Here is a 12,243-nt window from a genome sequence, read left to right as displayed (position 1 = left end):
CGTCAAACTTTCAACGTGATTGAGCCAAAATAATAACGTCGTTTTGATTGTTACATGAGATCAGTAGATCTCATGTGGAGATAAGGCGATGTATTTGAAGGCGATAATTGTCATTGCACTGCTTTTCGGCACTGCTGCGCCGGCTTTTTCGCAGTATGTCGATGAGAACGGCCGCTTCCGGCGCGCGGGCGACGATGGGCTGGCCAAGGTCCAGTCCAGCCTGACCATGACCCTTCCGGTCAAGGACGAAGAGGATGTCGCCACACAGCAGCAAGCCGCGCTGCGTTCGTTCTACAAGGTCGCTGCCGGCAGTTGCGCCATGGTGCTCGATACTGTCGCCGACACGTGCGAGGTAACCAGCGTGACCACGAACGTCAACGCCAGGGATCGCGGCATGGGAGGCGCTGCGGGATCGCAGATGACGGTGACCGGGCAGATCGCCATGAAGGTCAAGTTCAAGGCCAGTATTGGCAAAGCGGCGCAGTGAACGGCCGTTGCGGTACGAGACGCGCCAAACGCGTCTGCCTCAGGGTCTTTCCACCAAGTCTTTGAAGAATTTGGTGGGTGCGCACAGATTGAACTGTGGACCCGCTGATTAAGAGTCAGCTGCTCTACCAACTGAGCTACGCACCGGCGCCTGTCTGGCCGTCAACATCGTGCGCTCGGCGCTGGAATGCCATGCCAGGATGGCAAGCTTTGCCGAGGCGGGAGTGTCGGAGAAGTAATGCGCGGATCGCCTTGATGTACAGCCCCTCATAGCTTTCGGAGCTCCAAAACAGGGCTTGCGATATCCTTGCTCGGACTGACTGAATTTCGACCGCAGAAGGAGGCACCGCAGTTCGGCCTTCTGAAGGCTCTAGCGACGGGACATATTAGCAATAAAGAATATATTAACGGCTGTGATGCAGCCTTCCCAACGGGGACGGGAAATGCCTCCTCATCGGACGTTCCAAACGCGCGCCTTCGAGCGCCGGGACGCTCGACCAATGCGGAGCAAACGCATGAGCATCGGAGCAGCTCTCGAACTATTGCTGCGGTTGATTCATAATCGAGCCATAAAGTTGGCGGCGTTGCCGGAGGATGAAAGGGATATACACTACGATCTCATCCGCCGCTCATGTTGCGAAGCCGCCGAGCATATCGGGCAAAACCCCGATAAGGCAGCCATCACGGCAAACGATATGGTCGAGTTTGTTCGCGCACTGGTGGGAATCATCGAAGTGGGCTGTGGATCAAACCAAGTGCCAAGTACCGATCGTCCGCCGCCCGCGCAACATTTTGGCAGCCAGGAGAACGGCATGACGCGCATCTAGAGCATGAGGCCGAAAAGCGTGACGCGGATTTAGGACGACATCATGCTCTTTGATTTAGAGGCGGATGAGTGTCACAAGCCTTGAACTGCAGAGGCGACCGGGCTTCTGGTCGGATTGAGCGGGAAAGAGACCCGGCACACAATCTCGGTGCTGGCCCAAATATTTTGGACGTTGCGCGGACACTGACTTCCGCCTGCATCCGTCAGGGTCCCTCACCTCGTCCAACAAATTGTTTTTGTTAGATTTTTGGTGGGTGCGCACAGGATTGAACTGTGGACCCGCTGATTAAGAGTCAGCTGCTCTACCAACTGAGCTACGCACCCACTCGGCCGGCAAGAACCGGCGTTGGCGGGCATATAGCCGCCGATGCCGGTCCTGTCTAGCCCTGCTGGAATCATTTCCCGACAAATCGCATCGGGCCTTGTCGTGCCGGCAAAGGACGCGAAGGCGATCAGACGAAAAGCTTGCCTTCCGCCACTTTGATCGCGTTGCCGCCAATGCGCGCGGATGCCAGTTTTCCGCCCTCGACATTCAGCTCGAGACGGATGCGTGACGGCCGGCCCATTTCCAGCCCCTGCTCGATCCACAGCTGCGAAATACCATCCGTCGGAGCATCGAAATGCATGATGGCGCCAGCGAAAGCCGCCGCCGCCGAACCGGTCGCCGGGTCTTCATAGGACGGCGTGCCGGGCACGATCATGCGGACATGGAACGCGCTTTCGTGATTCACCGTCTCGCGGCAATAGACGTACGGGCTGGCGAAGGCCCATTCGCTCTTGCGCGGCGCCAGTTCGGCCCACGCCTGGTTGTCCAGCCGGATCCGGCCCGCTGCCTCGAGGTCGGCAACCGGAATGGTCACATAGGGCACGCCCGCCGACCAGAACGCGACGCGGTGATTCTCGAAGCCGATCTCGTGCGGCGCCAGGCCAAGTGCCGCACCGATCGCCACCGGATCGGCTTCGAGTTTCAGCGGCTCCGGCAACTTCGCCAGGTCGAATTCGGCGAAGGTGGCGCCATCGTGCGTGCTGACCGCGCAACGCACCGGGCCGATGTTTTCTTCCAGCACGAAAATACCGGCGCCGCCCTCGCCGGCCAGTTCCGCCAGCGCGATTGCCGTACCTACGGTCGGGTGGCCGGCGAACGGCATTTCATAGTCGGGGGTGAAAATGCGGATACGGTTCCGGTGCTTGGGATTGCCCGGCGGCAGCACAAAGACCGATTCCGACAGGTTGAACTCGCGCGCGATGGCCTGCATCGCGGCGGTGTCCAGCCCTTTGCAATCCAACACCACTGCCAGAGGGTTGCCGGCCAGTCGCTCGGTCGTGAACACGTCATAAAGCAAGTAATTCCGGGTTTGCATTCCTGCCTCAATCCCAACATGGGCGAAATTTAATTTGATATTTGAACCGGTAAGCCTGATCTGTGCACAGATAGGGACACTGCGCATCATAGGGGTCCGACGTGGACCAGATTGTCAATCTGCCAAAGACGGAATCGGATTCCGCCATCGAGACGGCGCTTGGGCTCGATCAAACCGGCCGGCGCAGGACGCGCCGGCGTGGCTGGCTTTATGCGTTGCTGACCCTCATCGTGCTTGCCGCCGGTCTTGGCCTCTATCAGTGGTATGCGGGCACGCCGGCCAGGATCGACTATACGACCGTGCCGGCGGCGAAGGCCGACCTCACCGTCCAGGTGTCGGCGACTGGCACGCTCCAGCCGCTCACCCAGGTCGACATCTCCAGCCAGCTTTCCGGCATCATACGCTCGGTCGCGGTCAACGAGAACCAGCAGGTGAAGAAGGGCGACGTGCTGGCCGCGCTCGACACCGCCAAGCTGCAGGTCCAGATCGAGCGGGCTGAAGCGTCCGCGAAAGGGGCTGTCGCCAATGTCGAGGATGCCAAGGTGACGCTGGCCGAGAACGAGAGCGCGCTTGTCCGCGCGGCCGCGTTGACCAAGCGCGGCATGGCCACCGACCAGTCGCTGGAGGCGGCCACCGCGACGCGCGACCGCTCCAGGGCGGCGCTCGACAGCGCCGAGGCCAATCTCGCCATCGCCAATGCGGACTTGAAATCGCAGCAGACCGACCTCGCCAACAGCACCATCTACGCGCCGATCGACGGCATCGTGTTGACCCGCTCCGTCGACCCCGGCCAGACGGTCGCCTCTTCGCTGCAGGCGCCGGTGCTGTTCATCATCGCCGCGGACCTCAGGAACATGGAACTGGTGGCGGCGGTCGACGAAGCCGACATCGGCGCCGTCAAGACCGGCCAGCATGCCCGTTTCACGGTCGATGCCTTTCCGGACCGGCCATTCGATGCCGAGATCCGCGATATCTCCTACGCCTCGGTCACGACAGACGGCGTCGTCACCTATAACGCGCGTCTCGAAGTCGACAACAATGAGCTGTTGCTGCGCCCCGGCATGACCGCCACCGTTTCGGTTGTCACGCGACAGGCCAAGGATGTGCTCACCGTGCCCGCCAGCGCCTTCCGCTACCGCCCGGCGCAGCGAGCCGCGCCGGGCTGGAGTCTAAGGGACCTGTTCACCGGCCGCATGGGCCGCCCCGGCGGCAACCGGCAGCGTCAGGCCGCAACCGCGCCCACCGACGGCTCGCGCACGCTCTATGTGCTGGAGAACGGCCGGCCGCATCCGGTCAACGTCAAGATCGGCTCCACCGACGGCGAACTGACCGAGATCACCTCCGGCCTGGAGGAAGGCGCGCAGATCATCACCGCCTCGCAGTCGCGGAGCTGACGCCGTGGCCGCCGGTGCTGCCCTCATCGCCTTCGACAAGGTCTGGAAAAGCTACGGCCAGGGCGAAGCCAAGGTGCATGCGCTGGCTGGCGTCGACCTTGCCATCCGGCGTGGCGAATTCGTCGCCATCATGGGGCCGTCGGGCTCCGGCAAGTCGACGGCGATGAACATCATCGGTTGCCTCGACACCCCGACGGCCGGAACCTATTCCTTCATGGGCGTCGACGCCGGCCGGCTGGACCGCAACCGCCGCGCCATGCTGCGCAACCTCTATGTCGGTTTCGTCTTCCAGGGCTACAACCTCCTGGCGCGCACCACCGCGGCCGAAAATGTGGAGCTGCCGCTAATCTATCGCGGCGTCGCCGCCCGCGAGCGCCGCGACCTTGCAATGCAGGCGCTGGCCGAGGTCGGCCTTGTCGGCCGCGAGCATCACACGCCGGCGGAACTTTCCGGCGGCCAGCAACAGCGTGTCGCGATCGCCCGTGCTATCGTCACAAGGCCGACGCTGCTCGTCGCGGACGAGCCTACCGGCAATCTCGACACCGCCCGCACGCATGAGATCATGGAACTGCTGACGCGGCTGAACAGGGAGCTTGGCCTGACCATCGCCATGGTCACGCACGAGGCCGATGTCGCCGAATATGCCGAGCGCACCATCCGCTTCCTCGACGGCCATGTCGCCTCCGACACGATGAGCATGGAGACGGCCTGACCATGATCTGGGAAACCGTCCGCCTCTCGCTGCGCTCGATCCGCCGCAACGTGCTGCGCTCGTTCCTGACGCTGCTCGGCATCGTCATCGGCGTTGCCGCCGTCATTGCCATGCTGACCATCGGCTCCGGCACCACGCAAAAGGTCAAGGCCGACATTTCCAAGCTCGGCAGCAACCTGCTGGTCGTCCGGGCCGGCCGACCTGCGGGTCCGGGAGGCCCGGGCGGGCTCGACCAGGTGGTGCGGCCGCTGGCGGAAAAGGATCTGGCGGCGCTGGCCGCGCATCTCACCGGCGCGCGCGCCATCTCGCCGGCCTCGCAGAAACAGCTACGCGTCATCTTCGGCACCGAAAGCCTGACCTCCGGCGTCACCGGCACCGACAGCGCCTATCTCGATGCGCGTGACTGGAAGTTGGTGTCGGGGCGCCCGTTCAGCGATTCCGAAACCCGCTCGGGCACCGGCGTGTGCCTGATCGGAGAAACGGTGCGCCAGCAGTTCTTCGGCGCCGGCGATCCCGAGGGCGAGATCATCCGCGTCAACCGCACCTCCTGCAAGATCATCGGCCTGCTCGAACCCAAGGGCTACACCGGCTTCGGCCAGGACCAAGACAACGTGGTGCTGATGCCGCTGCACGCCTTCCAGCGCCGCATCGCCGGCAACCGCGACATCGACAACATCTACATCGCCGCCGACGACCGCACGCCGACCAGCGAACTGCAGCCGCGCGTCGAGGACATTTTGCGCGATGCCAGGCGCATCACGCCGGACCGCGAGAGCGATTTCGCCATCCGCGACATGACGCAGATCGCCGACGCCATGGCCAGCGCCACCACCACCATGACCGGCATGCTGGGCGCGGTTGCCGGCGTCAGCCTGTTGGTCGGCGGCATCGGCATCATGAACATCATGCTGGTGTCGGTCACCGAGCGCACGCGCGAGATCGGCATCAGGCTCGCCATCGGCGCGCATGAAAAGCACATCCTCATCCAGTTCCTGGTCGAGGCGACGGTGCTGTCGCTGCTCGGCGGCATCATCGGCATCCTCATCGGGCTGGCGCTGGCCGGCCTCGCCTCGATGACCTTGACCATCCCCTTCGCGCCAAGTCCGGCCGTCATCCTGCTCGCCGTCGGCTTCTCGGCGCTGATCGGCATGGTGTTCGGCTTCTTCCCGGCCCTGCGCGGCGCTAGGCTCGACCCGATCGACGCACTGCGGCACGAATAGCGTGGCCGCGTCGGCCGGACTTGTCCTATCTCCTGCTCCCTATGGCTCGGTAGGGAACGCCCGGTTATACCGCTGCTTCCCACGGATTAACGGTACTCAGTCCGGCGGCCGCGAATGGATCGGTGTCACGTGTGGCGACAGTGAGACCGTGCGCTACGGCGGTCGCCGCGATATAACCGTCGGCGTTGCCGATCGCCTTGCCTGCGGCTCTCGCCTGTACCATCAGGTTGGCATAGGCGCGCGACGCGTCGAGGTCGAACGGCAGAATGCGGCCCGCAAACAGCGGCAACGCGTCCTGCTCAAGACGATCATGCAGGATCGTGCGGCGCTTGCCGGAAGGCATCGCCGCGATCCCGAAACGCAACTCAGCCAGGGTGATGGCCGAAAGATATAGGGTTTCGACGGCCTGGGCGTCGATCCACCCGATAACGCGGGGATCGGGTGCGGGTCTCCACGGCTCGGAAATGACGTTGGTGTCGATGAGGATCATTCGAACCTCATCGGCCCGCCCGGTGTTTTGTCGCGGAGTTGCTGCAAGGCATCGACATCCCCATGCGACAATCCGGCCTCGCGGCCGATGGCGGCGAGCAGCGAGCCGAGCTTGACCCGATTGGCCGGCCGCACGGCCGTTTCCAGGATTTCACGCATCTCGGCTTCAGTGCTGCGGCCGTGATGCGCAGCCCGCACCTTCAAGGCTCGAAGCGTTTCCTCAGGCAAATTGCGGATGGTGACGGCGCTCATCGATAGCAATCCACCTACAATGATGTCGTTGATAGCATTTTACCAAGCTTGGTATCGAAACGCAATCTCTCGGCGCTTCTCCGCAAGACGCACGCAACGGTACAACGATTTAGCCTTCGTTCGAAAAATGCCACTCTATCAGCGGCTTCATGTGTGGCGACAGACCGTCCGGCAGGTCACCGGCATGGCGGATGATCACCGGCCCCTCGATCTCCGGATCGGCTTCGGTGGCGACGAAGGCTGAGATTCGGCGCGCGATCTCATCGGCCGACCCATCGGCATGATAGCGGCGGAAGATGACGGTGCCGCTTGACGTCGACAGGGCGTGCCAGCGCACGCCGCGCCTGGCGTTCGACAAATCGAGGCCGGTCTCCTCGCGCACCTCGCGGATCATGTTGAAGTCGACATCGACCAGCCCATCACGGAAATCGATCGGCTCGAACGAGCCGGCGGCGAAATAGACGCGGCCGGCATTGACCGTTCGTGGTCCCATGCGAATCGCCACCAGCGCATTGTCGGCGGCCACCAGGACGGCATGGGCATAGGCGTGTTCGGCGCCGGAATTTTCGCGCCGCTTGCGCCACAGCATGAAGGCCGAGTAGTTGACCGCATGGCAGCGGCCAATGAGCCTGCGGTCGCGATAGGCAAGTTCCGAAAGCAGCACCACCGTACCGTCGAACAGCGCCGGATTGGCGGCGATCTCGCTCTGCCAGTTCTCGGTGATCGCCTCGACATTATCCAGCGCGAAGGGATGCGGACCGGCATCGAGGCGCACATCGATAGCGTCGACCGGCAGGATGACGTTGCGCGGAAGATCAAAGCTCATGTCGGCTCCGCCCATCAGGCCCCATCTCGCCCATCAGGCCATATCCAGCGTGATCGCCACCGGGCAATGATCCGAAGCCTTGGGCCGATCCCAGCCGGCACGCGGGAAGCGCTCGACTTCCTGGCCCGCGGGAAAAATCGTGCGCCAGGGTTGGCCGTTGCGGATGATGTCGGGAACGGCGGTGGCGTTCTTCGCCGCCAGTCCCCTGGAAAGCAGGACATAGTCGAGCTGGCACAGATGCCGCTCGTCGGGTCCGCGCGTGTGATAGAAGGTCCAGCGGTTCATTTCCGGCCGCCGCTCGACCACATTTTCGCAGAACCCACCCGCTGTCAGCACGTCGATGCACGACAGATTCTCGTCGACCACCTGGAAACGGTAGCCGTCGACCTCATCGCCGGCGATCTTCACGCGCTGGCGATAATCGTTCAGATCGCCACAGATCGCCCAGCGCTTGTCGGCGGCATGCTCTCCGCCGAAACGCTCCTCGATGATGCGCCGCACGGCCTGCGCCTCGGCAATGCGAACCGGCATCGTCGCCTCGCGTCCGTCGAGCCCGTTGCGGGGCGACCCCATCGACTTGAAGTGCACGAGATAGAGCGTCATCGGCGCGCCACCCACCTTGATGTCGATTTCAAGGCAGTCGCGCCGGAAGATGCGTTCATTGGCCTGGTTGCCGAGGGCCGCCAGTTCCGGCGTGTGCAACCCGAACTGCTCGTAGGTGACATAGGCGTGGCTGGTCATGCGCACGAACTCGATCGGCTGTCCCTGCGCGGTTTCGTTGCGCATCATCACGGCGACATCGATGCCGCGCGCATCATTGCCCGACGTGGTGTATTTCTGGCGGTAGCCCTGCCCCACCATCTTGAACAGATAGCCATACTCGAAGGCCTTCAACGCCTCGATGTTGTCGACCTCCTGCATGCAGATGATGTCGGCACGGGTCGCGGCGATGGCCAGCGCCGTCAGCTGGCGCGTGTCGTCGGATTGCGCGATGGCGCGCGCCTGTTCCAGCATCTTGTATTCGGCCTCGCTCTGGATATCGAACAGCGCCAGCGTCCGATCCTCGTTGAGCTGGTTGCGATAACCGGAAAAATCGAACCTGTTCATCAGGTTCTCGACATTGAAGGTGGCAAGGCGCAGCGACATGCCTGACCTTTGCCTGCAAGAGCGCCGGAAAACAAGATCGCAGGACCACAAGCAGGGATCGGCTGGTCCTGACGGCGTTCGCGCCATGGTTGACGGAACCTTTCCGTTCATCCGCCGTTCAGACGCAAATACCCACAGTAGGTCCATTCCAGGTAGGCGTGGGGCCTGTAGCTCTTGGAGACTGCGATGAGTTCGCTCTTTTCTTCCACGATCAAGTCCGGGCTGATTGCGCTCGGTATCGTCTCAGGCATAACGGCGCCATCCGCCGCGGGTCCGATCCTGCAGCCGGATCTGTCGATCCCGGCCAGCACGGCCGCGCCGACGGTCACCCCGGTCCGCGACAGTTGGGCGGGCGGCAACAACAACAGCAATTGGAGGTGGCGGCGATCGGGTAACTGGAATAGCCACCACTGGAATGGCGGCGGCCACTGGAACGGAGGTCGTCACTGGAACCACGGCGGCTGGCGCCATTATCGGGGCGGTCGCTACTACGACGACGGCGCGGGCGCCGCGATCCTGGGCCTCGGCCTCGGGCTAGGCCTCGGCAGCATGTACAACAATTATGATTACTACGACAGGCCGGTACCGCGCCGTTACTATCGCGCCGGCCGGCTGTCGAGCGCGCATGTGCGTTGGTGCTATAATCGCTACCGGTCATACCGTGCCTATGACAACACCTTCCAGCCCTATCACGGCCCACGCCAGCAATGCTGGTCGCCCTACAGCTGAACTGCCGGCTGCCAGAAGGAGAAACGGCGCCACACGGCGCCGTTTCTGATTTTTGACAGCTCGAAGTTGGAGGGCTTCGAGCGGATCGATTCGCTCAGTTCTTGGCTTTGTCGACCAGCTTGTTCTTGGAAATCCACGGCATCATCGCGCGCAGCTTGGCGCCGACTTCCTCGATCTGGTGGCTGTCGTTCATGCGGCGGATACCCTTGAAGCGCGACATGCCGGCGCGGTATTCTTGCATCCATTCCGAGGTGAACTTGCCGGTCTGGATGTCCTTCAGCACGCGCTTCATCTCGGCCTTGGTCTCGGCGGTGATGATGCGCGGACCCGAGACATACTCACCCCATTCGGCCGTATTCGAGATCGAGTAGTTCATGTTGGCGATGCCGCCTTCATAAATCAGGTCCACGATCAGCTTGACCTCGTGAAGGCACTCGAAATAGGCCATTTCCGGCGCGTAACCGGCTTCCACCAGCGTCTCGAAGCCGGCGCGGATCAGTTCGACCAGGCCGCCGCACAGCACGACCTGCTCGCCGAACAGGTCGGTCTCGCACTCCTCGCGGAAATTGGTCTCGATGATGCCCGAACGACCGCCGCCGACGCCGCAGGCGTAAGAGAGAGCGAGGTCGAGCGCATTGCCCGAGGCGTCCTGGTTGACGGCGACCAGGCACGGCACGCCGCCGCCCTTCTGGTACTCGCCGCGCACCGTGTGACCGGGGCCCTTCGGCGCGATCATGACGACGTCGACGGTCGACTTCGGCTCGATAAGGCCGAAATGCACGTTGAGGCCGTGCGCGAAGGCAATCGCGGCACCGTCGCGGATGTTCGGCGCGATCTCGTTCTTGTAGATGTCGGCTTGCAATTCATCGGGCGTCGCCATCATCATCAGGTCGGCCCACTTGGCGGCGTCGGCGACGCTCATCACCTTGAGCCCGTCGGCCTCGACCTTCTTGGCGGTCGCCGAGCCGGCCTTGAGGCCGATGGCGATCTCCTTCGCACCGGAATCCTTGAGGTTGAGCGCATGCGCCCTGCCCTGGCTGCCGTAGCCGATGATGGCGACCTTCTTGCCCTTGATCAGGTTGAGATCGGCATCACGATCGTAATAGACACGCATTTTGTTTTCCTTCCCGTTTTCTAAGATCAAAGGCCCTGCGGCCCGGTTTTTGCTCCGAAAAGAGCGAGAAACTGTTGCGTCGCGCGGATGGCATCGCCGCCGATCGCCGCCTCAGTCAATTCCAGCCGGTCCCCGAGCAGCAGACGGATCTGCACATCCCGGCCAACCAGCCCGAAAAAGGTACGGAAGGCCATCTCGGCATCCGCGAATTCGAGGAGCCCTGCCTGCCGGCCGGCTTCAAGCACCGGCTTCAGCCGCTTGGCCAGCGCAAAGCGCCCATTCTCCAGCACGACGGCGCCGAGATCGTCCTTGCCGGAACCGGCATGGCCAACCGCCACCCGGTTCAGAGCGATCGAGGTGTCGCTTGAAATGACACTGAGCCAGTCGGAGGCAAAGCGCTCGAGGCTCGCCGTCAGCGAGGCGAGGTCAAGTCCCTTGCCGTCGACCGAAGCGACCCGCACTTTGGAGGCCTGCCATTGGACGGTCGCGGTCAACAGCCCGTCGCGGTCGCCGAACCATTTGTAGAGCGTTTCCTTGGAACAGCTAGCCCGCCGCGCCACGGCGGTCATGGTCAGATTGTCGCCCTCCTCGACCAGCAGCCGCAATGCCGCGTCGAGAACGGCCTGCTGCCGCTCCGTCAACCCTTCGCCGTTGTCGATGTCGGCGTTTGCCAGCAACACGTCCTGTTCCTGTTGATGATGGTGGTCCTTGGCCGCGGCGGGCGCGGGCCGTACCGTACGTTACGGTTCGGCATATTGCGCAATCCATCGCCGGGCACAAGAGCAAAGGCGAAAAAAGATGCATGGCCCGGCCGGCCCGCTCCGATGCGACAACGACAAAAAGCCGTCGCCTCAAACTGCACTTATGCGATGCCGAAGGGATTTGTGGTGAGAAGCATTAGAAAGATTATACGATGAAACCGTTATCATTCCGGCTCTAAGCAGATGTAGCTTAGCTCGCGCGAAAAAAGATCGGAAATCGTCGATGGGAGTATCAGTCGATAACGAAAACATTGTCCTCATCCCAGGGATGCCGACATTCCGAAAATCGCTCGTGCCGCCATTGAGCATCAAACTGCCACTCGTGGTCCACTGTCGTCGCGGCATGTATATATTGAAAGGTCTTTTCTGTTCATTCTGTACCCTGCTGATGCTGGCGCCCACGCTCGCATTCATTTTCGGGGATCCTGATGGCGGCCGGACTCTCTTTGAGAAGATGGCACTGTTGGGAATCCTGCTATACGCCCTCTCCTATGCGCCGTTTCTCTCTATCGCAGCAGCGTTTTCGTTCTGGGACGCAGGTCTTCGCAAACCTGCCTTGATCATCGACACGCATGGCTTGCTGGATAACCGCTCGGGCCTATCGGTCAAATGGGCTGATGTTTTGAGCGCTAAACCAATAATGGGCAGGACTGGCTACTGGGGCGTGTCCTTGCAGATGCGAGAGCCGGCGCTCTTGCCCAGGTCAATTCGACTTGGCTATCCGTTGTTGTGGCGACGCAAACCCGGCGAGGCTCATATCCAGTGCAGCTTTTTGACCGCGCCTGAGCATCAAATCGCAAACTCAATCCTGACCCTCGTACATAGAAGCGGTGGGCAGCTTCTGCCGGCACATCCTGTTTTTTGGAGTTCTGTTCCGGCGGTTGTCCCTCAGGAGAAACCTCACAAGGAATAGGCACTTCATGATGG

The 12,243-nt window shown here is 62.3% G+C and carries 14 protein-coding genes, 1 tRNA gene and 1 pseudogene; 8 read left to right on the top strand and 8 right to left on the bottom strand.

The genetic code is table 11. The features are described 5' to 3' along the window. The first annotated feature begins 88 nt into the window (after positions 1-88). The 3 genes and pseudogenes from LB556_RS20130 to LB556_RS20120 all read left to right on the top strand — a co-directional run bounded on the left by LB556_RS20130 (position 89) and on the right by LB556_RS20120 (position 1,313). The gene (locus tag LB556_RS20130; RefSeq protein ID WP_224569483.1) at positions 89-487 is read left to right on the top strand and encodes a hypothetical protein; all 399 of its coding nucleotides are present in this window, start codon (positions 89-91) and stop codon (positions 485-487) included. A 142-nt stretch (positions 488-629) separates the two neighbouring features. Next, positions 630-725, top strand: a pseudogene (locus LB556_RS20125) (nicotinate-nucleotide--dimethylbenzimidazole phosphoribosyltransferase); the annotation flags it as partial. 276 nt (positions 726-1,001) lie between these two features. Then, entirely contained in the window at positions 1,002-1,313 is a 312-nt protein-coding gene (locus tag LB556_RS20120) for a hypothetical protein (RefSeq protein ID WP_224569482.1), read from the top strand. A gap of 247 nt (positions 1,314-1,560) precedes the next feature. Here the strand turns inward: LB556_RS20120 and LB556_RS20115 are convergent. Together LB556_RS20115 and LB556_RS20110 are read right to left on the bottom strand one after the other, a co-directional pair. Beyond that, positions 1,561-1,636 (bottom strand) — tRNA-Lys (locus tag LB556_RS20115). A 128-nt stretch (positions 1,637-1,764) separates the two neighbouring features. Next, positions 1,765-2,673 (bottom strand): PhzF family phenazine biosynthesis protein, encoded by a 909-nt coding sequence (locus LB556_RS20110; RefSeq protein WP_224569481.1) that lies wholly within the window; start codon positions 2,671-2,673, stop codon positions 1,765-1,767. 101 nt (positions 2,674-2,774) lie between these two features. Here LB556_RS20110 and LB556_RS20105 point away from each other — a divergent pair, with 101 nt between their 5' ends. Genes LB556_RS20105 through LB556_RS20095 form a run of 3 tightly spaced genes read left to right on the top strand, consistent with a single transcriptional unit; the run spans position 2,775 to position 5,999 of the window. Next, a complete protein-coding gene (locus LB556_RS20105) occupies positions 2,775-4,067 on the top strand; it encodes an efflux RND transporter periplasmic adaptor subunit (protein WP_224569480.1) in 1,293 nt (430 codons plus the stop codon). Positions 4,068-4,071: 4 nt separating this feature from the next. Further along, positions 4,072-4,779, top strand: a complete 708-nt coding sequence (locus tag LB556_RS20100; protein ID WP_224569479.1) for an ABC transporter ATP-binding protein — start codon at positions 4,072-4,074, stop codon at positions 4,777-4,779. Between the two features lie 2 nt (positions 4,780-4,781). Next, positions 4,782-5,999: an ABC transporter permease gene (locus LB556_RS20095; RefSeq protein ID WP_224569478.1), complete on the top strand. Its 1,218-nt coding sequence runs from the start codon at positions 4,782-4,784 to the stop codon at positions 5,997-5,999. A gap of 64 nt (positions 6,000-6,063) precedes the next feature. Here the strand turns inward: LB556_RS20095 and LB556_RS20090 are convergent, their stop codons facing one another. The 4 genes from LB556_RS20090 to LB556_RS20075 all read right to left on the bottom strand — a co-directional run bounded on the left by LB556_RS20090 (position 6,064) and on the right by LB556_RS20075 (position 8,712). After that, positions 6,064-6,489 carry a type II toxin-antitoxin system VapC family toxin gene (locus LB556_RS20090; RefSeq protein WP_224569477.1) on the bottom strand — a complete coding sequence of 142 codons (426 nt, stop codon included), beginning with the start codon at positions 6,487-6,489 and terminating at the stop codon, positions 6,064-6,066. Continuing rightward, entirely contained in the window at positions 6,486-6,740 is a 255-nt protein-coding gene (locus tag LB556_RS20085; RefSeq protein ID WP_224569476.1) for a FitA-like ribbon-helix-helix domain-containing protein, read from the bottom strand. The genes LB556_RS20090 and LB556_RS20085 overlap by 4 nt, the downstream gene beginning before the upstream one ends. 109 nt (positions 6,741-6,849) lie before the next feature. After that, positions 6,850-7,566 (bottom strand): hypothetical protein, encoded by a 717-nt coding sequence (locus tag LB556_RS20080; protein WP_224569475.1) that lies wholly within the window; start codon positions 7,564-7,566, stop codon positions 6,850-6,852. Positions 7,567-7,599: 33 nt separating this feature from the next. Further along, the gene (locus tag LB556_RS20075; protein ID WP_224569474.1) at positions 7,600-8,712 is read right to left on the bottom strand and encodes an endonuclease/exonuclease/phosphatase family protein; all 1,113 of its coding nucleotides are present in this window, start codon (positions 8,710-8,712) and stop codon (positions 7,600-7,602) included. 186 nt (positions 8,713-8,898) lie between these two features. Between LB556_RS20075 and LB556_RS20070 the strand changes: the two genes are divergently transcribed. Next, positions 8,899-9,441 (top strand): BA14K family protein, encoded by a 543-nt coding sequence (locus tag LB556_RS20070; protein ID WP_224569473.1) that lies wholly within the window; start codon positions 8,899-8,901, stop codon positions 9,439-9,441. 94 nt (positions 9,442-9,535) lie between these two features. Here the strand turns inward: LB556_RS20070 and ilvC are convergent, their stop codons facing one another. Further along, positions 9,536-10,555, bottom strand: coding sequence for a ketol-acid reductoisomerase (gene ilvC, locus LB556_RS20065; RefSeq protein WP_023757108.1), 1,020 nt, complete (start codon positions 10,553-10,555; stop codon positions 9,536-9,538). Positions 10,556-10,581: 26 nt separating this feature from the next. Then, a complete protein-coding gene (locus LB556_RS20060) occupies positions 10,582-11,235 on the bottom strand; it encodes a TetR/AcrR family transcriptional regulator (RefSeq protein ID WP_224569472.1) in 654 nt (217 codons plus the stop codon). 304 nt (positions 11,236-11,539) lie between these two features. Here LB556_RS20060 and LB556_RS20055 point away from each other — a divergent pair, with 304 nt between their 5' ends. Then, a complete protein-coding gene (locus tag LB556_RS20055) occupies positions 11,540-12,229 on the top strand; it encodes a hypothetical protein (protein ID WP_224569471.1) in 690 nt (229 codons plus the stop codon). The last annotated feature ends 14 nt before the right edge of the window (positions 12,230-12,243 follow it).

It is taken from the genome of Mesorhizobium sp. ES1-4 (genome assembly GCF_020164745.1).
Taxonomy (GTDB): Bacteria; Pseudomonadota; Alphaproteobacteria; order Rhizobiales; family Rhizobiaceae; genus Mesorhizobium.
This window is presented reverse-complemented; position numbering and strand designations above follow the sequence as displayed.